This window comes from Oxynema aestuarii AP17, assembly GCF_012295525.1.
In the GTDB taxonomy this organism is placed as follows: domain Bacteria; phylum Cyanobacteriota; class Cyanobacteriia; order Cyanobacteriales; family Laspinemataceae; genus Oxynema; species Oxynema aestuarii.
In genome coordinates this window covers 2,587,596-2,609,456 of record NZ_CP051167.1, presented here as the reverse complement: position 1 = coordinate 2,609,456, position 21,861 = coordinate 2,587,596, and the positions used below count along the sequence as shown (strand labels likewise).

Below are 21,861 nucleotides of genomic sequence, written 5' to 3'. Positions count from 1 at the left end.
AAGTCAATGTCAAGCTATCCTTTCTCTTTTTGCCTATAGTTGTTGTCACTCAACCCAACATAAACGCATCTAATTCATCAATATTGTGAAGAATCTCATCATCGGCAACTTCATAAGCCTCCGCTAATTCGATACTCGCTTGCAACCTCAATTCTAAGTTTAAAGCTGGATCGAAAGCGGCTTGAGCCAAGTTGCCCAATCGTTCGTATTTAACCAAAACATCGGCGACGATCGCGCGATATTCTCGGTCAACAGTCGCGATAGAATTTCGATCGTACTTTTCAATTTTTTCAATAACAGAAGACTCTTGTCCTAATAAATTTTTGCAAATATCCGTCACCATGCGACCCGCGATCGCGCCAATAACGATACCCACCATGGGAATCGGAATTATCGCTTGTCCGAGGATTGCTCCCGCCGCCACGATCGCCGAATCCGCACAGGCAAATAAACTTAATTCTACAAAGCGATCGCCCGTAATTCCTCCGGAATTCAAACGACCTATTAAACTCGCAATTTCTAAAGTCGCACTGGTAAAAGCCCCCGCCAAGGGAGCTGAGAGATTCGCAAAATTTGTCAACCCATAAATTGCCGTCGCCGACACCCCACCTAGCGCACCCCCTTTGACCGTATCGAGGCCAATTTCTTGCCAATCTTCTCGGGAAAGTTCGCCCTTAAAAACATTTTTCCCTTGTTTGTATTTAGCATAAATTTGGAGGGAAAATCGCATACTCCCCGCCAATACTGCCCCTTTGAGGGCAACTCGACCGACATCCCCTAAGTTAGGTTGGGCGCGATCGCTAATGGAGTCCTTAATATTTTCATTTTCTTCTTTTAATTCCCGTTGTCGCCGTGCTAATGTATCCTCAACTTTATCAATCCGAACATCTTCATAATTGGAATATGCGGGTTTAACAGTTTGTTTGAAAGAGTGACCGGAAAGCTCTTCAATTTTTTGCGCTTTTTCTTGTACGTTTCGCGCCAGTCGGCTACTGACCCCTTCAACTGATTCACCGTTTAAGATTTTGTCGATCGTTTCGTAGTGATTTTTAGGAATATGATAATATGAATCCTGTCGACCAAAATAGTCGTATTTTCTCATGTGATCGAGCACTCGATCCAAACTATTACCAATCCCGTTAACAAATTTAGATTGAACTTGAACGCCATCGATTAAATAATCTTCCGGTGCCGTTCTCCCCACCCCTTCAAACGTGGCGTGCGATCGCACTCCCTGTAAAAGCGATTTAGCATTATGAATTCCCACTTCTACTTGCTCGGCAATTTCCCCGTGTTTCGTCGCCGGACTGCCGAGAATATGTTCGGGAGTCCCGACAAACTCGCGCACCTTGTCAAACTCTCCCACGGCTTCAAGAAAAATACGATCTTGGGCGCTCAGTTGGGTTGTTAATGCTTCTGCTTGTTGCAGGTTATCGCTGTTAACAATTGCCGCAATAAATTGCGTAGTTTGATGTTGGTTCTCTAAATCCGTCATGATTTAAACAATCACAGTTATTCAATTCAAAGATAGAAATTGCTTCGCCTATCTCTAAATAGGTAGAGAAATCGTTACGTGTCATTTGCGATCGTGGCGAAATCAGCCTAGGGGCGGAAAATTCTTCGCCCCTACGCATGAGTCAATTCAAATGAAGCTCTATATTTTTTTGTAAAGAGATGCTTAAAGAACGAATCGTATTCATTAAGATATTCATTCTATATTTTAATGATTCATCAAATTTTAAGTAATTTGATGGGGCATTTTCTTCAAAAAAGAATAGCTCTTGTTTGATAAAATTAACGAGTCGAACGGTTTCTCGCTCAAGCAAATTAACTTCCTGGTTTGCAGTGTTGACCTGAACCGTATATCGTTCAAATTGCTCGGCGTTTTCGTTCGCTTCGCGAGCAATTTCCTTATTTTTATGGTTGGTCCACATTCCACTGCCTACCAAGGTCGCACCACCGATCGTCCAACCAATCGGCCCCGCCATTGCTAAGAGTGCATTTCCGGCAGCCATCCCGCCACCTCCGGCAACAAGGGCGCCACCCCCCAACCAGGCTAAAGCCGCATTGGTCGCCGCCGCACCTGATAAGGTAGCGATCGCCGTTCCCGTCGAAGCCGTTCCGAAGGTGGTTGCAAAGGCGATCGCCGCACCCGGGCCAAAACAGGCCACCCCTGCCCCTGCCATCACTCCGGCGCCCGCCGCCTTCTGTGCCAAATTGCCGGGATTGGCATCGATGAGATCTAAATCGTATTCTGCTATTTTTTGAAGTTCCTCTTTGAGATCGGCAACAACCTTGCTAAATTCTTTGGGCTTGTTAGCCAGGGTATTAATATAGTCTTCACACCGTCGAATCGTCTCAACCCCTCGATTGACCCGTGTTTGATACAGACTTTCCGCCGTAACTTTTAACTGTTCCCCCGCTTGTTCGTATTGTTCCGCCGCCTTTTTCAGTCTGGTTTGTGCTTGTTTCCGAGATTCGCTGTTCAACATAATTCGGCAACTCCTGAATGAGGGGGAAAGTCCGATTGCATAACTCAAGTCCAGTCTATTCGTTGTCTTTTGGCCGCAGCATCCGTATAAACACTATATTCCTCCCTTAAAGGATAACGCGATCGCCCTATCACTTGCATCCGGCGCCGCCGTAAAAGATCGCGTCTCACTTGTAGCGATCGATCTGGAAATAGAGAAAGCGATCGGGGGCAAAATGATTGCTAAAATCCGGAAGTTTAGGAATGCTCAATATAGAAATTGTCAGTTTTTGAGAACTCCTAAGTTGACCATGTTTGACGCGCTCAAACAATTAGCCGATCGCGGAGATTCGAGGGCGATACGCTTAGGTTCTCGCCGTGGGTTAGTGTAGGGGTTCCAAAGGAGAATTGCCCCTTTAGATTGAGATCGAGAAGATCGGAAAAATAAGATAAAATAAAAGTCAATTGGCATTGCGACTTTGATTTAATTTGAAAATTAAAATTAAATATGGAGATTGACCGTCAACCTCCCTCCGATATTCCGACTTCCTTCGTCGATCCGAAAACAGGCAGGCACGTTCTCGATGTCATTTACGAACGCTTCTCAAAACCACAAGCAAACAGTATTTTTGATACAGACGATCCCTCCATTTATGTCAAACATGAAGTGGGCGATCGGCTCCTCGGCGGCTATCGAGTCGAAGCGGTGTTTGAAGATAGTAAAACTGGGTTTTATGCCGAAGCAAGAATGCCGGAAGATCGAGAACATCCACCGGTTTTAGTCATTCGCGGTTATGGGTCTTGGTATCCGTTCGATGGAGTTTTACAAGATACGCCGGATGTTTTTATTGCCGAATTGGAATGGCAAGTAGAGGCGGCGGAAACCCTGGGAGTTGGGGAGTGGATCGAGAGTTATTATCGGCAAGATCGCCCGCCAGACGCGATCGGGGAAAGTTTGGGGGGTAAAATTGTCCAGCAATTGGCGATTCGCTATCCTCATGCTTTACGTTCGGTAGTGACGTTTAATTCTTTGGGGATTTCGTCAGAGTTAGCCCAAAATCATCAACTTAAAAATATCTTTCATTACTTTACTTTAGGAGAAAAATATGCTTTCTGGGCAAATCGAGGGGATTATTTACCCGGATATTGTTTTGAAATTTCTAAACGAGGGAAAAACTGGCAATATCGGCTGACGCAAATGTGCTTGTGTCTGGATATTTTAGCGGTGGTGCGATCGCTCGTGCAACGGCAACGTAAGCGAGTCAAGTTATGGCGATTTGCCCGAGGGTTATTCTCGCAATTTATTTTACTCAAACGCCATAACGAAGTTATTTTAAATCGGGACAATCCGGTGGTGGTTGCGACCACGATCGCCCGTCTGCGAAACAGTTAGATTAGATCGATCGATTAATTTTTCCAAACCCCAGAAAAGATACTTTCTACGCCTTTGGCGACTCGTTGTAAATCTTCTTTTAACAAGGGGGGCCAACCGACGCGCGATCGCACGCCTTGCTCGAACAGTTGCTGACTTTGAATCGCTAAAAGATAGAGAGCTAAAACCAAAGGGCGATCGAGACTGTCGCGGTCTTGGACGTCTTCAAACAAGCGTTTGAGCGCCAATAAAATCGACGTGAGTTGTCCGGGGATGGGGGCTTTTCCATCTTGCAAACGGCGCAAGAGGTCATCGGGGTTGCGTTGAGTTTGTAGGGCCATTCCCTGATCGATCAAGAAATTGCGAGCGGTTTCGTAATCCATAACTAACCGAGATCGTCCGTAGTAAAGAGAATCGCGATCGTCTTGAGAGGCGATCGCGCGACCTCCACATTTTAAAGCTGCGACGACCCCGAACGGGTTCTCGGTCCGGGCGAACAAAACCGAGCAAACCTCGTTAAAATTCGATCGCCCTTCATTAAACCGAATCTATGGAACTCAAAACCGTTGCGATCGAACTTCCCGAGGGAGCCAATCTCATCCTCGGTCACGCCCACTTTATTAAAACCGTCGAAGACCTGCACGAGATCTTTGTGGGGATTTCCGGTGGGGTCAAATTTGGGATTGCCTTTTGCGAAGCCTCCGGACCGTGTTTGATTCGCGTCAGTGGAAACGACGAAGCGCTGCAGGCGTCGGCGACAGAGAACGCCAAAGCCTTAGCGGCGGGACATACTTTTATCATTCTTTTAAAAGATGCCTTTCCCATCAACTTTTTAAATGCGATCAAACAATGTCAAGAAGTCTGTACCATTCACTGTGCCACGGCGAATCCCGTACAGGTTATCTTGGCCGAAACCGAACAAGGTCGGGGAATTTTAGGGGTGGTCGATGGATTTTCGCCGAACGGCGTAGAAACACCGGAGGATGTGAAAGCACGGAAAGGATTTCTCAGACAAATCGGGTATAAGCTGTGATAGGCGAGGGCGGGTTCGAGCCTCTCGACCTTCAGTAAGCGGAACACGGTGCTGGAAGCATGACGCTGACGCAAGTTTGGGGAGCATTACTCATTTTCACGGTTTGTCCCCTCCTCGGCGGACTGCCCTTGATTCGCTGGCTCGTGCGGGCCGTAAGCGGGCAGGATCTCAAGACGGTGGGGACGGGGAATATTGGCGTGTCGGCGGCGTTTTACCACGGCGGACGAGTCGCCGGAATTCTGGCAGTGCTGTCGGAAGCGGCGAAAGGCATGGCGGTGGTGTGGTTGGCGCGTCAATTTTTCCCGGGGGATCCGGAATGGGAACTCATCGCCCTGTTGGCGTTGGTGATGGGGCGCTACTGGATGGGACAGGGGGCGGGAACCACCAATGTCGTTTGGGGTTTTTTGGTTCACGACCCGATCGCCTGGGGCTGCATTGTATTGATGGGTGGGGTGAGCTTTACCCTGTTTCGACAACGGGAACAGGGACGCACCCTGGTGTTGATATTAATGCCGTTAGTGACCCTGTTGCTTCATGCCAGTGACGGGCCGAGAATCGGGGCGGCGATCGCCTTAAGCCTGCTGCTGTATTGGATTTATCGCAAAATGCCTGACGATTTGGATTTGCCCGTGGGAGACAGCCATCAAGAGTCCGAGAAATTATTTCGCTTTTTCCGGGGCGATCGCGCGATCGTCTCCCTCGACCAAACCCTCGATCCGACCAAAGTGGGAGCGAAAGCGGCTCATTTATCCCAACTCAAACGGTGGGGATATCCGGTTCCGCCGGGGTGGGTGCTGCCGCCGGGAGACGATCGGGCCGCGTTAATCAGCTTTCTGGAAGTGTCCCCGCAACATCCCTTGGTGGTGCGATCGTCGGCAATTGGCGAAGACTCGGAAATTGCCTCGGCGGCGGGTCAATATGCCACCGTCACCGGAGTGACCTCGAAAGCCGAACTGCAAGGGGCGATCGCCGCCTGTCTGGCGTCCTACGATCGCGCCAGTGCCGCTCAATATCGGCGCGATCGCCACTTGCGCGAAGACGCGATGGCGGTGTTGATTCAACCGCAAATTCGCGGCGTCTTTTCCGGGGTCGCCTTCAGCCGCGATCCCCTCGAACGACAGGGGGATTGGGTGGCGATCGAAGCCCTCCCGGGAGAGTGCAGCCGCGTCGTTTCCGGTCGCTACACCCCCGAACGCTACCGGGTCGAAATTAGCGCCGATCGCGTCGACCCCCAAGCCAGTCCTTATCTCCCGTCCGACTTAAACTTAGCAGTCGTCGGAAGCGGCAACATTCCGGCGATCGTCCTCGAACAAGTCGCCTATCTCGCCCGTCACCTGGAAAACCGCTACCACGGCATCCCCCAAGACGTGGAATGGACTTACGACGGCGATCGCCTCTGGATCTTGCAAACCCGCCCGATTCCCACCTTGCTGCCGATCTGGACCCGCCGGATCGCCGCCGAAGTGATTCCCGGGGCGATCCGTCCCCTCACCTGGTCGATCAACCGTCCCCTAACCTGTCGCGTGTGGGGAGAAATTTTTACCGTGGTCTTGGGCGATCGTGCCCAAGACCTCGACTTCGAGCAAACTGCCACCCTGCAAGACTTTCACGCCTATTTCAACGCCACCTTACTCGGGGAAATCTTCCGGCGGATGGGTCTGCCCCCGGAAAGTTTGGAATTCCTGACCCGGGGAGCCAAATTCAGCAAACCCCCCTGGCAGTCCACCTTACGCAACCTGCCCGGCTTACTGCGCCTCCTCGGGCGCGAACTGGCACTGCTGCAAGACTTTCAACAAGCCTATTTCCGGCGGTTGACCCCGGCGCTCAACGATTTGAGACGTACCCGGGAATTGGCCGATCGCGATCCGGGCAGTCGCGAGTCTCGACTCTCGGAACCCGCCGCACTACTCGATCGCGCCGACACTCTTCTCGAACTGCTCGAACAAACGACCTATTACAGTATCCTGGTTCCCTTAAGCGTCGCCTTACGTCAAACCCTCTTAGGCGTCAGCGACAGCGAACTCGACTACAGTAAAACTCCCGAAGTGGCGGCGGTGCGATCGCTCCAAGAACTCGCCACCGCCACCCGCTTGATGATTCCCGACCTCGAAGATCTCAGCCTTCCCGGGGAAATCGGCGACTGTTCCCAATTGTTTGCCGTTTTAGCCGAAATGCCCGACGGTCAGACGGTTTTCGAGCAGTTCGACCAGTTCCTCGACCGCTACGGCTACCTCAGCGACGTGGCGACCGATATCGCCGTCCCTACCTGGCGCGAAGACCCGCGTCCCGTGCGCGCCCTGTTTTCGCAAATGCTCTTTCAAGAACCCCCCGCCGCGCCGCCGCCCAAATCTCAAGGGATCAAAGCCCAAATTCTTCAGCGTCGGATCAATGTCAAAGCCCGGGTGAGTGAAGTCTACAGCAAACTGCTCGCCGAGTTGCGCTGGACTTTCGTGACCTTAGAGCGCTTGTGGATCGATCGCGGCGAGTTGAAGGCCCCCGGAGACCTGTTCTTTCTCGAATTGGCAGAAATTCGAGCCTGGATAGACGAACCGACCTCGCAACGCGGCGATCTCTTCCGAGATCTGATTGCGGCGCGTCAGGACGCCTATCAAGCAACTCTAGAACGGCTCGCCATTGGCGCAACAGGCGATCGCGCCTCGGTCCCCAACGTGGTCTACGGCAACGATCCGGTCACCTTTTTCCGCCCGAGTGGCGATCGCCCCAGCCGCCAGCAATGGCAAGGGATCGGGGTCAGTCCGGGACAGGTGGAAGGACGGGTCAAAATCCTGCGATCGCTCCAGGGAACCGGGGCGATCGATCGCGATACCATCCTCGTCGTTCCCTATACCGATTCCGGCTGGACGGCAGTTCTGGCGCGGGCGGGCGGTTTAATTGCCGAAGTGGGCGGACAACTCTCCCACGGGGCGATCGTCGCCCGCGAGTACCGGATCCCCGCCGTCATGGACGTGACCGATGCCACTAACTTTTTACAAGACGGACAGCGCGTTCGCCTCGACGGTCGCCGAGGAATTGTCGAGATTCTGTAAGGGGAAGCGTCGGCGGGAAGCAGGGAATCCCCATTCCCGCCCTCTAAACTCTAAACTCTAAACTCTTCTCCCCCCCACTTTTCCTCAGTTTTTGGTAAAACAGTCGTAGCCTTACCGTGGTCAACTCGTGGCGATCGCCGAGCGATCGCGGATCCTTGACAATTCCTTTTGCAATGAACCCCTACCCCGCCGATTTCGATCTATTGTTAACGTCGCCAACATTGCCAATCTTATTTGCTGTAAGTTTCTTGGGTTCCCGTGGGTAAGATGGATAGCATCGTATCGGTCTCGCCATCCCAACTCGCCCGCCGTCGCCGCCAACTGCGACGCGCCCGACGAGTCAAGCTGTTACAAAGGACTTGGCAATTTCTCGGCGCGATCGTCCTGGCTGGGGGATTGGTGGCTCTGGCGCGATCGCCGATCTGGGTGATCGGTTCTGCCGAGCAAGTGACCGTCGAAGGAAACGAACTGCTTTCAGACCGAGCAATTCGCTCCTTACTCTCCCTGTCTTACCCCCAATCCCTGTTCCAAGTGCGTCCCGATACTCTGGTGGCCCAGCTAGAATCTAGCGGACCGATCGCCTACGCCAGCGTCACTCGCCAATTATTCCCCCCCGGACTGACCGTAGACGTGCGAGAACGCGCCCCGGTGGCGATCGCCTCGATCCCGGCCCAGACCCCCACCCCTTCCGGGTCGAACGCCCCGAGTGTCCCCGCGACTTCCCGCCAACTCGTCTTACTCGACGAAGAGGGCATGTGGATGCCCGTAGAAAGCTACACTTCCCTCGATCGCGGCTTGAAAATTCCCGACCTCAAAATCGTCGGCGAACTCTATCAATTCCGTCCCTACTGGCGTCCCGTTTATCGGGCGATCGCCGATTGCGCGGTTAAAATCTACGAATTAGATTGGCAAGATCCCAAAAATTTGATCTTGAAAACCGAACTGGGAAATGTTCGCTTAGGACCGTACAACTCCCGTTTTAGCGAGCGTCTCGAACTGCTCGAACGTATGCGAAAATTGCCCGAAGCGGTCAATCCCGCCCAAATCGACTACATCGACCTGACCAATCCCCAATCTCCCGCCCTTAAAATGAAACAGCCCCCCAGTTCGCCTGCCTCCGGCGATCGCTCCTGAGTTGCCGACCCCTCCCCGACCCGTTCGCTCCCCGTTTGGCTGGGAGCGTAAATCACCGGATTGCCGCCCAACTCAATCCGTCTGCGGGTAGTTGGTTTTCTCCCCCAACTTACCCTATAGTTGAGCTTTAACTGTCTATTATTAACAACCCGTTGTATTTCTACTGTTGCCCATCCCAATGACACTTAATAGTAAACTAGGGCTTAGTCCTAAAAACTCTCATTCTGAAGGACAATCTGGTTTTCCCTCGGCAGTGGATAATTCTAATCCTTTTAACAATTCAGGGGTATATTCCGGCCAAAATCAGGACGAGCGGGTTCGACAAGAAGACACTAGAAATAACGAAATCGTGCCTAGCAGCGTAGCGAAAATTAAAGTCATTGGCGTCGGCGGCGGGGGGTGCAATGCCGTAAACCGCATGATCGCAAGCGAGTTATCCGGGGTCGAATTTTGGGCAGTCAACACCGACGCTCAAGCTTTAGTCCAATCTTCGGCGTCCCAACGGTTGCAAGTCGGACAAAAATTAACGCGCGGTTTGGGCGCCGGAGGGAATCCGGCGATCGGTCAAAAAGCCGCCGAAGAATCCCGCGACGAAATCGCCCAAGCCCTCGATAATTGCGACTTGGTCTTCATTACCGCCGGGATGGGCGGCGGTACCGGAACAGGCGCGGCGCCGATTATCGCCGAAGCCGCCAAGGAAGCCGGAGCCCTCACCGTCGGCGTCGTCACTCGTCCGTTTACCTTTGAAGGACGGCGGCGCACGGGTCAGGCGGAAGAAGGGATCGCCGCCCTCCAAAGTCGCGTGGATACGCTGATCGTCATTCCCAACGACAAACTCCTGACGGTCATTTCCGAACAAACTCCCGTGCAAGAAGCGTTCCGCGTCGCCGACGATATCCTGCGCCAAGGGGTTCAGGGGATTTCCGATATTATTACGATTCCCGGATTGGTTAACGTGGACTTCGCCGACGTTCGCGCCGTGATGGCGGATGCGGGATCGGCGCTGATGGGGATTGGCGTCGGTTCGGGCAAGTCTAGAGCCAGAGAAGCCGCCCTGACTGCGATTTCTTCACCCCTACTGGAGTCGTCCTCGATTGAAGGGGCGAAAGGGGTGGTCCTCAACATTACTGGAGGCAGCGATCTGACCCTTCACGAAGTCAATGCGGCGGCGGAAACGGTTTATGAAGTCGTCGATCCCAATGCGAATATTATTTTCGGGGCGGTGATCGACGAGCGCCTGCAAGGGGAAATCCGGATTACGGTGATTGCCACGGGCTTTTCCCTCGAACCCCAAACCGTGGCGCCGAGAACGACGGCGACGGCGCCTCAGAAGCGCTTTTCTATGCCTTCCGCGTCGCCACCGCCGCCCCCTCCAGCTCCGGAACCGAGCCAACCGAAACCCCCGGGTTTGGATATTCCCGAGTTTTTACAACGGCGCCGCCCGCCGCGCTAGTCCCCTGGGGAGTGGTCTGGCTCCTGCGCGATCGCTCCCACTGGCTCAAAAGTTAAATTTAGGGGTATTTAAGAATGCTTCGTTACTTTTGTCGTAGCGAAACTTTTTCTGTTTTATAGAGACAGCGCGGTTCGGCGATCGTAAATTTAGAGCTGAAGTTAAGCTATAGCTGGCATTGTAAGGCAAATCCAGCAACTCAGTCGCGTCCCTAACAAAATTGAGTAGCACTGTAATTCTTCTTATTATGTGTAGTGCTTTTTAATAAAAATGTCGCTCTCGATCGCCACCCTCCATCGAGCCAGTGCGGCGATCGCTCCGTCAAGATTTTGACCGTTCAATTTTCCAGAGGCGATCGCCGTTCGCCCCCCAATTTTTTAAGGAGATTATTGACTCGAAAGCCCCAGATCGGGCGATCGCCCAAGATCGAAAGGTGACGATATCTTTTAATTTGTTAATGAATCAAATAAGATTCTCTAATTCCCCTTAAAAATCAACTATTTTTCTCTCCAAAAAATCTAAAATCTAAACTCTAAAATCTAAACTCTAAAATTCCCCATGACCTCGATCGCCTCCCCAACGATTCCCATCGCCCTGACCATCGCCGGATCGGATAGCTGTGGCGGCGCCGGAATGCAAGCCGACTTACGGACTTTCGCCGTTCATCGGGTTCACGGAACTTGCGCGGTGACCTGCATCACCGCCCAAAATACCCTCGGCGTCACCCGGGTCGATGCCTTACCCCCGGAGGCGGTCGTCGCCCAAATCGATGCTGTTGCGGACGATATCGGCTTTGATGCCGTCAAAACTGGGATGTTGCTCGATCGCGCGATCGTTGCCGCCGTCGCCGAAAAAGCGCGCCAAGCCGGATGGTCCAAGCTGGTGGTCGATCCGGTCATGGTCTCGCGAACCGGGGCGCAACTGATCGACGATGAAGCCGTCGCCACCTTAAAAAACCACCTCCTCCCCCTCGGGGCGATCGCCACCCCCAATCGCTACGAAGCCCAAATCTTAAGCGGTTTGGCGATTGAAACCCTCGACGACATGAAAGCCGCCGCCGAAAAAATTCACCACCACACCCGCCACGCCGTCTTAGTCAAAGGGGGTGCCATGTCTGGAAACTGCCACGGCGTCGATGTTTGGTTCGACGGCGATCGTCTCGAAGTCCTGCAAACGACCGCAGTTAACACCCGCCACACCCACGGAACCGGATGCACCTTATCCGCCGCCATTACCGCCAATCTCGCCCGGGGAAACGACCCCCTCAGCGCCGTTAAAGCGGCAAAACAATATGTCACCGAAGCATTACATCGGGGGTTAAATATTGGTAACGGTCAAGGTCCGGTGGGGCAAGGAGATTTTAGATTTTAGTTTTTAGTGCGAAAGTAACGGGAAATTAGCGATGCGATTCGCTTAAAGTTTCTCACAATTTTAGCCACCTGCAGGGACACGGCACTGCCGTGTCCCTACCCTCGATCTCTCTTATTGTTTTTGATAAAAGTATATTTTATTTCTTTTTACACATACATATAACTTTTTTAATCCATTGTATCTGAGATCGACCTAAGCAAGTAGCCAAATCCCCCTAGGGACAAGGCATTGCCATGTCTCTACAACCATCAATTTTACAACCGATTGAGGGGGCTATAATAGTCATGAGGTGGGTATCCTTCCCGCCCCACCAAAGATCTTATTCGATGGTGCGGTTTAAAAAAATTACTGGTTTTTCTAATGCAGTTTAAATCTCTAACAGGTTATAAATCCCTGGCCACGTTAGGATGGCGACCATTTTTTCAGCAACAATTAACCCTTGAAGAGTATAGTCTTTACTTTCCTGTTCGAGTCATTGAGCAACATAAATCAATGATTACAGTTGCCAGTGATGCTTTTGTGGCGAACCTCGATCTTCAACATTCTATGCCTGAGATGGTCGTTGGCGACTGGTTGCTTCTGGATCGAGACAATCACTTTTACCGATTGCTCGATCGCAGCACCTGCTTCAAAAGAAAAGCAGCAGGTTCCAGGGTTGATTGGCAGTTGATATCTGCCAACGTTGATACTGCCTTTATTGTCTGCTCGTTGAACGCTAATTTCAATCTGAATAGAATTGAAAGATACTTATCCCTAGTGAATGAGGCAGGTGCTCAGCCTGTTGTCGTCCTGAGCAAATCCGATCTGAACCCTTCCGCACAAGAGTTTGCGTCACAAGTTCGCCGTCTCGACAATTCCTTATGTGTGGAAGCGGTCAACTGTCTGGACCGTGACAGTGTCAGTAAACTCCACCATTGGATCGGGGAAGGTGAGACGATCGTGGTTCTGGGTTCCTCTGGAGTGGGTAAGTCTACCTTGATTAACTCTTTGCTGGGGACGAACCAGCAGAAAACCAATAGTATCCGGAAAGACGATGAGAAGGGCCGACATACGACGACGAGGCGATCGCTCATTCCCATACCGGGTGGTGGATTGATACTCGACACACCAGGGATGCGAGCAATTCAACTGGCCGATTGCAGAGACGGTATTCTGACAACCTTCTCAGATATTGAAGAGCTGGCAGCTCGATGTCGCTATAGAGATTGCCAACATCAAAGTGAACCCGGGTGCGCGGTACAGAAAGCTGTTGAGGCTGGGGAAATCGATCGCAGGCGGCTGGAAAATTATCTAAAACTGCTCAAAGAAGAAGCCTTTAACTCCGCAACTCTCTCGGAGAAACGAGCCAAAGACAAAGCACTGGGCAAGTTTTACAAACGAACTCTCACTGAGTCTTACAAGCAAAAAGGGAGATAGTTTGGGTGGAATTGACAAAAAATCAGTAAAAATTTCACCAAAAATTCAGCAAAATATAAGGAAAGAGACGCGATCGTGCGCGTCTCTTTCTCATTTACCGTTCTATTGCCCCTCTAGAAGGTTTCAATCCTAGTCGATGCCTTCGATGCGGTCTTCGACCTCTTGATACAACTGACGCAAGCGGTCTAAATTCTCCTCACTGGTTTCCCAGTAACCGCGACCGTTGGCTTCTAGCAAACTGGTCACCATCTTGCGGAACGAGTTCGGATTGAGGTTGAGCAAACGCTTCTGCATCTCCTCGTCCTTCATAAAGGTTTCGTTCGTTTCCTCGTAAACCCAGTTATCCACGGCCCCCGCCGTCGCCGACCAACCGATCGTATTCACCAGGCGTTTCGAGAGTTCGCGAACTCCCTCGTAGCCGTGAGAGAGCATTCCCTCGTACCACTTGGGATTGAGCATTTTCGTGCGGGCGTCGAGGCGCACGGTTTCCGACAGAGTGCGGACTTGGGCGTTCGCCGTGGTCGTATCGGCAATGTACGCCGCCGGTTTTTTGCCGTCGCCGCGCAATTTTTCGACCACCTTGGTCGGGTCGGAGTCGAAATAGTGGGAAACGTCGGTGAGGCTGATTTCGGAAGAATCCAGATTTTGGAAAGTCGCGTCGGCGGTTTTCAACGAGGACTCGAAAATGCCGCGATCTTGTTCCATCATCCCCGGATTGTCGGAGTTAAAGGCAAACGACTTGCGCTTGAGATACATCTCTTGCAACTCGGATTCGTCTTCCCAGGTGCTGTTTTCCACCGCCAGGTTGATGTTGGACGAATAAGAACCGGAAGCGTTGGAGAAGACGCGGGTCGCCGCTTGGCGCAAGTTGATGCCCATTTCTTCCGCTTGTTTCAAGGCGTGTTTGCGAACGAAGTTCATTGCTACGGGTTCGTCCGCTTCGGCGGCCATTTTGACCGCTTTATCCAGTAAGTTCATCTGGTTGATGAACAGGTCGCGGAAGACGCCGGAACAGTTAATGACGACGTCAACGCGAGGACGGCCCAATTCTTCGAGGGGAATCAGTTCCAATTTGTTGACGCGACCGAGGGCGTCGGGAACGGGTTTGACGCCGACCATCCACATGATTTGGGCGAGGGATTCGCCGTAGGTTTTGATGTTGTCGGTTCCCCAGAGGACGCAGGCGATCGTTTCGGGATAGTGACCGCCGTTTTCCTGGCGTTGTCGTTCTAAGAGGCGGTCTACGACGATTTTCGCCGCTTTGACTGCCGCCGCCGTGGGGATGGCTTGCGGGTCGAGGGCGTGGATGTTTTTCCCGGTGGGTAAAACGTCGGGGTTGCGAATGGGATCGCCACCGGGTCCGGGGAGGACGTATTCTCCTTCGAGGGCGCGCAGGAGGGCGCCGAGTTCGTTGTCGGCGCAGACTTGTTCCAAGCAGAATTCGAGATACTCGAATAGGGGTTTGAGAGGTTCGGGATCGACGTTGGTGTAACCGACTTCGTGGAGGGCTGCCACCCAGGGGGCTTTTTTGCCCATGTTGAAGAAGTTGAGCTTGGAGACTTTGGAGACGCGACCTTCGGCGTCGGTTTGCTCTTTGACGAGGGCGGCGATCGCCTTACGGGTTGCCATGGTGATGTCTTGTAGCAACTGCACGTCTTCGAGGACGCCGCGATCGTTGTTGCTGTAGATCTCGTCGATGTCGCGTTCGAGGCTGTTGGCAATAATGCGCGGTAAAGATAAAATGCCTTCTTCTTCGCGATCGAGGGAGGCGATATTCACCAAGGTTGCGATCGCCTCTTCTGCTGTTGGAGGTTTGCCGATGACGTGCAAGCCGCAGGGCAGCAACCGGGACTCGATTTCCATTAATTTGCGATAGACTTGCCCGATAATATGGTCTCGCTCGTCGGCGCTCATCTCGGCGGCGTCGGTGTCGGGCAGGTCGATATCTTTGTCCAAGTTAACCATGCGGCACTTGTCCATAATCGTATTGACGATCGGAATGCCGCGCCCGGTATCTTTGAGAGTTTGATAGGACCCGACCAGTTCGCCGAGTTCTTGCAAGCCTTTATACAGTCCGGCGTTTTCGGCAGGCGGGGTGAGATAGCTGATCGTTTCGGCGTAGCTGCGGCGTTTGGCGATCGTCGCCTCGCTGGGGTTGTTCGCCGCGTAGTAATAGATGTTCGGGGTATTGCCGATTAAGTTATCCGGGTAGCATTCCCCAGACATGCCGATTTGCTTCCCGGGCATGAATTCTAAGGATCCGTGGGTGCCGAAGTGCAGCACCGCATCGGCGCCCCAAATCTGTTCGAGATAGGTGTAGTAGGCGGCAAAGCCGTGATGGGGACTGGCCGATCGCGAGAACAGCAGCCGCATCGGGTCGCCTTCGTAACCGAAGGTGGGTTGCACGCCGATAAACACGTTACCGAATTGTTTCCCGTAAACTAACAGATTCTGCCCGTCGCTGTTGAGGTGTCCCGGAGGCGGTCCCCAGTTTTCGTGCAGCCGTTCGGAATAGGGGGTCAGCTTCTCGTATTCGGGCACGGACATCCGATAGGCGACGTTGAGTTCCGGGCTGGCATATTGAGCTTGGGCGTCGTGGATGACTTCCTCCATCAGCTTTTCGGCGGATTCGGGGAGGTCTTGAACGTCGTAGCCGTTGCCTTGCAGGGCTTTCATGACTTCGTAGATCGACCCGAACACGTCGAGATAGGCGGCGGTTCCGACGTTGCCTTTATCCGGCGGGAAGCTGAAGATCGTGATCGCGACTTTTTTATCCAGTTTGGGTTTGCGTCGCAGGTTGGCCCATTTGAGGGCGCGTTGGGCGACGGCTTCGATACGGTCTTGCAGGGCGATCGCCTTCCCGGTGGCGCCGTCGCGTCCGGAGAGGATAATCGGTTCGATCGCGCCGTCGAGTTCGGGGATCGCAATTTGCAAGGCCACTTGAATCGGGTGCAAACCCAATTCGCTATCCTGCCATTCTTCCGTGGTTTGGAACACCAAGGGCAGGGCGACCATATACGGGCGATTCAAGCGCTTGAGCGAATCGATCGCCTTGGGATGGTCCTGACGGGCCGGACCGCCGACCAGGGCAAATCCGGTCAGGGAAACCACCGTATCCACCAAGGGCAACGGTTCGACCCCTTGGGCGCCGACATCCCAGAAGTAAGCATCGACGGGTTTGGAGAAGTCCAAGCCTCCGGCAAACACGGGAACGACCCGGGCGCCGAGGGCTTCGAGTTCTTGCACCATGGCCACGTAGTGGGCGTCATCCCCGGTGACGAGGTGGGTGCGTTGCAACACCAAGCCGACACAAGGGGCGAGGGGATCTTTCAAATCGTCGGGGATGTCGTCGCGCAGATCGTACCAGTTGAGGTATTCTTTGACATCCTCGAACATTTTCGGCGCGAGGGGATGCCAGATGCCCATATCCGGGTAGACCACCGGATCGCGATATTTTAAATCCGTGTCCTTTAAGCCGTTTTCACCCTTGCAGACATATTTGTCCGCCAGCATTAACAAGAAGTTTTCCAAGTTTTCCGGCGAACCTCCCAGCCAGTATTGGAAACTGAGCATGAAGTTGCGCGCGTCTTGGGCTTTATCGATGGGGAGGTATTTTAAAACTTTCGGCAGGGTTTGCAGCAGCTTGAGCATTCCGTCTTGGAACGACCCGCCGGATTTTTGTTTGCGCTTTTTCATGAATTGGGCGATCGCGCTCTTCGATTGACCCAATTGCGCCATCGAAAAGCTGCCCATTTTGTTGAGTCGCATCACTTGCGGCATCGAGGGGAAGACGACCGCCACGTCGAGGCGATCGCGCACGGGTTCGACGGCGGCGACGACTTTATCGGCTAACTCTTCAATAAAGATCAGGGAGGCAATGAAGATGTTGGCACTCTCTAAATCTTGTTTGAAATCTTCATAATTCTGCGGGTCGCGCAGTTCCTCGATCAGATAGCCACTGATTTCAATCGCCAAACTCGGATTTTCCTTGTTGAGTTGGCGCACTGCTGCGGAGAGGGCACTCTGATACTGAGCTTCTAGCACGACATAGACCACCTTGAGCAGTTGCCGCCCCCGGAGGTCGTCTGGGGCAATGTGTCGGATGGTGGGCTTGACGTGAGTGAACATGCAGTTGAACTCCTTCTAGATGCGCGTTGGGCAATTAGGCAGGACAAAAAGAAAAAAGAGGGTCTATCGGGGTCTAGGTTCTTCGCCTAGATTTTAATAGAACTATATTGAGTGTTTTTACCAGAAAATGCTTGACAGATGGGGCTTTTAGACCCTATCTGACACAATTCGATAAAAAAGCCGCCATAAATCTTAACATTTATTCATCATTATCTTAAAGGTTGCTCTCATTATTTTTTACAAAAATTAACTATTTAAATATTGACAATTCAGATCTAAAATGCATCGTCTTGAGAGTCCCGGGGACAAAGATCGCGGTGGCGCAGGGTCAATAGAGGAATCGAGAGCCGTGGAAAGGGAGGATGGGCGATCGCCCCCGGAACCGCCACCATCCGCTTGAAACTATAATCGAGCTAACTTCATTGACTCAAACCCTTTTGTATATGAGCTTTGCGATTTTCGACTCCAATTTTTACCTAGAAAATAACCCGGACGTGAGAGCGGCGATCGCTGCCGGAACCGTCGGCAGCGCCCTCGCCCACTTCACCCAATTCGGCCTCAACGAAGGCCGCGTCAGCGTTTCCCCCTTATACAGCGAAGCCTTTTACCTGCAAAACTATCCCGACGTCGCCGATGCGGTCACTCGCGGCGTCTTTTCCTCCGGCTTGCAACACTTCATCCAATCCGGCGAAGCCGAAGGACGCACCCGCATTTCCCCCTTTTACGACGAACAAACCTATCTCGATCGCAACCCCGACTTAATCGGCGCCATTAGCAACGGCATCATCAGTTCCGGACTGCAACACTACCTCAACCTCGGCAGAAACGAAGGACGACTCGGCGGCCCGGTTCTGAGTACCCCCGGGGCTGGATTTGACGAAGATGCCTACTTAACCTTATATCCCGACGTTGCCGATGCCGTCGCCAGGGGAGCCTTTGCCTCCGGACGCGACCATTACGAACGATTCGGGCAATTTGAAGCCACTCGGGCTGGATTGTTCTTTGGCAGCAACGGTAATGATGTCGTGCGCGGATTTGGGGCAAATGCAGGGATTGTTGGAGTTGATTTCGATAATCTTGCCCGTATTGGAGAGGCTTCTTTAGACGGGCGTCCCGTCAGTCTGGGCGTTGGAGAAATCGACACGTTAATCGGATCGGCGGGCAGTGATTTCTTCAACCTCGGGGTGGGAACTTCCCCGGCGAATCCGACCCCGGCATCCTTTTATGTGGGCAATGGAGATGGAGATTTTGCGATCGTGCGCAACTTCGACCCGCAAAATGACTTTATGTTGTTAGCGAACCGCGTCGATGACTATCGCTTTGCCGTCGATGGGGGCAATTTGCGGATTTCCACGTCGTCTGGGGACTTGGTGGCGATCGTTGAAGGGGCGCAAAATATTGGTTTGGCGGATTTTGAGGTCGAACCGAATACGTTCGTGCTCGGCGGTCGCAACTCGATCCCGGCGATCGGTAATTTCACCTCGGGATTTAACGAGGGGATTTATTTAGCGGTCAACGGCGACGTAGCGACGGCGGTGAGGGAAGGACGTTTGAGTTCTGGATTGCAACATTATCAGCAATCGGGACAGGCGGAAGGTCGGGTCGGCGTGTTTACGGGAACCTCAACGAGCGATCGCGTCGAAGCCTTTGGCAGCAATACTACGGTCATCGGGGTCGGCTTGCAGTTGGTTCAAACCCAGCAGGGGTTGGATGTGGTGCCGCGCAGTCTCGGTAACGGTGAAGTGGATACCTTGATTGGCGGTTCCGGGACCGATTTATTCGTCCTCAGTCCGGGGGTGAGTCCGGCGAACCCGGATTTAGTCACGTTTTATACGGAGGCGGGCGATCGCGATTTTGCGCAGATCGAGCAGTTCGAGGTGGGGCGCGATCGCGTGCAGTTAGGCGGTACGCCGCAAGACTATTCCTTCCAAGTGGCGAACGGTAATTTTAATATTTTCACGGCGGGGGGCGATCTGGTCGGAGTCGTTGCCGGGGTTATCGATTTGGAACCGTCCGCATTGCGTGCGGATCGAACCTTTTTATTGAGTTAAACCGGGTCGGACGGGCGATCGCGCAAGGCTTTTAAGAGTTCGACCACATCCCGATGACCCTCTTGAGAGGCCCAGACGAGGGCGGTAAATTTGTGGTTGTCTTTGGCGCGAATGTCGGCACCGCGATCGCCCAACAGGCGCACGATCTCCAGATGTCCTTTGGCGGCGGCAGCCATTAACGCCGTCAAGCCGAATGTGGTGCGGGCGTTGGGGTCTGCTCCCGCATCGAGGAGCATTTCGCAGCTTTTGAGATCGCCGCCGCCTGCGGCAGTCATTAACGGCGTCCAGCCGTCGTTATCGGCGAGATTGGGGTCGGCATCGGCTTCGAGGAGGATCTTGAGAATTTCGACGGATCCGGCTTCGACGGCGATCGCGATCGCCCCCATGCCCTCCGCATCGGTCCGATCGAGGGACTGGGTGGTGGTTATAGCAGCTTTGACTTGTTGTGGGTCGCCCGATCGCACGGCTTCGATCAATTCGCTCATCTGTGAAGTTTTCGATATTTGTGGATACATTAGAATAACGTTTCGATCGCTGTTATCCTTTTGGGCAAGGGGCTTTAACAAAATTCACTCTAGAATTTTATCGGGAAAAAAACAAGAATGCAGCCCGTCGATATTGTCATTTTGGCCAACGGTCCGGGAGAGGTGGCGACCTGGGTGCGTCCGACGGTGCGATCGTTGCGGCGACAGTTGGGGGACGATCGCGCCTCGGTGCGGATTTCCCTGATTTTGTCTCCCTGTCCCCACGCGACGGGGAAGGAAGCGGCGATCGCCCGTTCTTATCCGCAGATCGATCGGGTACAAGACCCGCAGAATTTTTGGCCGTTTTTGTTGTCGGGAAAAACTGCCGAATCGTGGGAGTGGCGATCGCGCGGGGTGGTGTTATTTCTCGGCGGCGATCAATTTTTTACCCTCGTGGTGGCGAAACGCTTGGGCTACCGCAGCATAATTTATGCCGAATGGGAAGCACGTTGGGTGCCGTGGGTCGATCGCTTCGCCCTGATGAAACCGGAGATCGGGCGGCGGGTTCGGGCCAAATATCGCCCCAAGTTAACGACGATCGGGGATTTGATCGCGGAAGTCGCCGCAGACGTGCGAGAAAGTCCGAATGTAAGTGAGAATAACACGGTTGAATTAATCGGCTTGCTCCCCGGGTCGAAACCCGCCAAACTCGCTCAGGGGGTGCCGTTGTGTCTGGCGATCGCCGAAATTTTAGCCCGGAAAAGGCCGCAAACTCACTTTGTGATTCCCGTCGCCCCCAGTTTGGATCTCGACACGATCGCCCGCTTCGCCGATCCGGCACGCAATCCCCTGCTGTCGCGCTTTGGAACCCGAGGCGCCCAGTTGGAGCGATCGCCCGAAGGAGAGCCGCAGTTCCTCACGGAAACGGGGGTGCGGATTCGCCTGCATACTGCCAGTCCCGCTTACGATTTGCTCGTTCGCTGTCGCTTGTGCTTGACCACTGTCGGCGCCAACACGGCGGAGTTGGGGGCGTTAGGGGTGCCGATGCTGGTGTTGTTGCCGACCCAGCAACTCGACGCCATGCGCGCGTGGGACGGATTGCCGGGACTGTTAGCGAATTTGCCCTTGGTGGGAACGGGATTGGCGAAAATTATCAACGGGTGGGTGTTGCGTCAGGGACGCTTGTTCGCGTGGCCGAATATTTGGGCCAATCGGGAGATCGTCCCCGAGTTGGTGGGAGTGTTGGAACCGTCGGCGGTAGCGCGCGAGGCGATCGCCTTATTGGAGGATCCCGAACGATTGGAGCAGATGCGCGATCGGCTCAAAGCCTTACGGGGGAAAGCAGGAGCCGCCGACGCTCTAGCGACTGTAGTGCGCGACGAGTTGGAGAAAACCGAGGCAAATTAGCGGGACGATTCCCCATCCCGGCGTCCGAGTTCGTAAATTCCGCCTCCCATGCAGGCAATCAAGCCGATACTAATCGCCCAACTGTCGCCGAGACTCAACTCAACTCCGTAGTTACATAAACCACCGAGAAAGAAAAAAGGGATAATGCTCAAAATCGACGCATAAAAAGCATTTTGGGATTCCCGCGCTTTGCGCGTTCGTTCGTATTCCGCTTCCGAGGTGTAGAGCGATCGCTCGGCAAAGTTAAACCATCGTTTGAGCTGGGTGCTAATCCATTCCGTCGTCGGGAAAAAAGCCAAGTAGAGGGCTAAAGACCACAAACTGGCTCCGGCGATCGCCGTCGGATTGAGAACGAACCGAAAAGGTAAAATGTCTGTCAGCATGGAAGATTCCGGGGTGAGCTTGGGCGCGGGTTTGCGAAATATAAAAGCGATTGTAACGAAATTGCAAAAAAAGGTCATTAGGGGGAGGCGCGATCGCTGCGTAGCGCGCTCAGCTCCCCCAGTTCCCGACTCCCC

Annotated in this window: 15 protein-coding genes; 9 read left to right on the top strand and 6 right to left on the bottom strand. The window is 53.2% G+C overall.

Annotation, left to right across the window (positions count from 1 at the left end):
- Positions 1–49: 49 nt before the first annotated feature.
- Together HCG48_RS10600 and HCG48_RS25445 are read right to left on the bottom strand one after the other, a co-directional pair.
- Complete coding sequence (locus tag HCG48_RS10600) at positions 50–1,495, bottom strand: hypothetical protein (RefSeq protein WP_168569135.1); 1,446 nt, start codon at positions 1,493–1,495, stop codon at positions 50–52.
- 142 nt (positions 1,496–1,637) lie between these two features.
- Complete coding sequence (locus tag HCG48_RS25445) at positions 1,638–2,492, bottom strand: hypothetical protein (protein ID WP_210437214.1); 855 nt, start codon at positions 2,490–2,492, stop codon at positions 1,638–1,640.
- 486 nt (positions 2,493–2,978) lie between these two features.
- Between HCG48_RS25445 and HCG48_RS10590 the strand changes: the two genes are divergently transcribed.
- Positions 2,979–3,863, top strand: coding sequence for an alpha/beta hydrolase family protein (locus tag HCG48_RS10590; protein WP_168569134.1), 885 nt, complete (start codon positions 2,979–2,981; stop codon positions 3,861–3,863).
- 14 nt (positions 3,864–3,877) lie between these two features.
- On the opposite strand, the gene HCG48_RS10585 is transcribed toward HCG48_RS10590, so the two are convergent.
- On the bottom strand, positions 3,878–4,342 hold the full coding sequence (locus HCG48_RS10585; RefSeq protein WP_511048767.1) for a Dethiobiotin synthetase: 465 nt from the start codon (positions 4,340–4,342) through the stop codon (positions 3,878–3,880).
- A 50-nt stretch (positions 4,343–4,392) separates the two neighbouring features.
- On the opposite strand from HCG48_RS10585, the gene HCG48_RS10580 reads away from it, so the two are divergent.
- The 6 genes from HCG48_RS10580 to rsgA all read left to right on the top strand — a co-directional run bounded on the left by HCG48_RS10580 (position 4,393) and on the right by rsgA (position 13,293).
- The gene (locus HCG48_RS10580; RefSeq protein ID WP_168569133.1) at positions 4,393–4,875 is read left to right on the top strand and encodes an adenosine-specific kinase; all 483 of its coding nucleotides are present in this window, start codon (positions 4,393–4,395) and stop codon (positions 4,873–4,875) included.
- A gap of 59 nt (positions 4,876–4,934) precedes the next feature.
- Complete coding sequence (locus tag HCG48_RS10575) at positions 4,935–7,922, top strand: glycerol-3-phosphate acyltransferase (RefSeq protein ID WP_168569132.1); 2,988 nt, start codon at positions 4,935–4,937, stop codon at positions 7,920–7,922.
- 267 nt (positions 7,923–8,189) lie between these two features.
- A complete protein-coding gene (locus HCG48_RS10570) occupies positions 8,190–9,056 on the top strand; it encodes a cell division protein FtsQ/DivIB (protein ID WP_168569131.1) in 867 nt (288 codons plus the stop codon).
- A gap of 178 nt (positions 9,057–9,234) precedes the next feature.
- Positions 9,235–10,509, top strand: coding sequence for a cell division protein FtsZ (gene ftsZ, locus HCG48_RS10565; protein ID WP_168569130.1), 1,275 nt, complete (start codon positions 9,235–9,237; stop codon positions 10,507–10,509).
- 555 nt (positions 10,510–11,064) lie between these two features.
- Entirely contained in the window at positions 11,065–11,877 is an 813-nt protein-coding gene (thiD, locus tag HCG48_RS10560) for a bifunctional hydroxymethylpyrimidine kinase/phosphomethylpyrimidine kinase (protein WP_168569129.1), read from the top strand.
- A 360-nt stretch (positions 11,878–12,237) separates the two neighbouring features.
- Complete coding sequence (gene rsgA, locus HCG48_RS10555) at positions 12,238–13,293, top strand: ribosome small subunit-dependent GTPase A (RefSeq protein WP_168569128.1); 1,056 nt, start codon at positions 12,238–12,240, stop codon at positions 13,291–13,293.
- Between the two features lie 129 nt (positions 13,294–13,422).
- Here the strand turns inward: rsgA and HCG48_RS10550 are convergent, their stop codons facing one another.
- Positions 13,423–17,421 (bottom strand): magnesium chelatase subunit H, encoded by a 3,999-nt coding sequence (locus tag HCG48_RS10550; RefSeq protein ID WP_168569127.1) that lies wholly within the window; start codon positions 17,419–17,421, stop codon positions 13,423–13,425.
- A 422-nt stretch (positions 17,422–17,843) separates the two neighbouring features.
- Here HCG48_RS10550 and HCG48_RS25440 point away from each other — a divergent pair, with 422 nt between their 5' ends.
- Positions 17,844–19,472, top strand: a complete 1,629-nt coding sequence (locus HCG48_RS25440) for a hypothetical protein (RefSeq protein ID WP_210437213.1) — start codon at positions 17,844–17,846, stop codon at positions 19,470–19,472.
- On the opposite strand, the gene HCG48_RS10540 is transcribed toward HCG48_RS25440, so the two are convergent.
- Positions 19,469–19,957, bottom strand: a complete 489-nt coding sequence (locus HCG48_RS10540) for an ankyrin repeat domain-containing protein (protein WP_168569126.1) — start codon at positions 19,955–19,957, stop codon at positions 19,469–19,471. The genes HCG48_RS25440 and HCG48_RS10540 overlap by 4 nt on opposite strands.
- A 117-nt stretch (positions 19,958–20,074) precedes the next feature.
- Between HCG48_RS10540 and HCG48_RS10535 the strand changes: the two genes are divergently transcribed.
- Entirely contained in the window at positions 20,075–21,343 is a 1,269-nt protein-coding gene (locus HCG48_RS10535) for a glycosyltransferase family protein (protein ID WP_168569125.1), read from the top strand.
- Here the strand turns inward: HCG48_RS10535 and HCG48_RS10530 are convergent.
- Positions 21,340–21,726, bottom strand: a complete 387-nt coding sequence (locus HCG48_RS10530; protein ID WP_168569124.1) for a hypothetical protein — start codon at positions 21,724–21,726, stop codon at positions 21,340–21,342. The two genes, HCG48_RS10535 and HCG48_RS10530, sit on opposite strands and share 4 nt — an antisense overlap.
- Between the last annotated feature and the right edge of the window lie 135 nt (positions 21,727–21,861).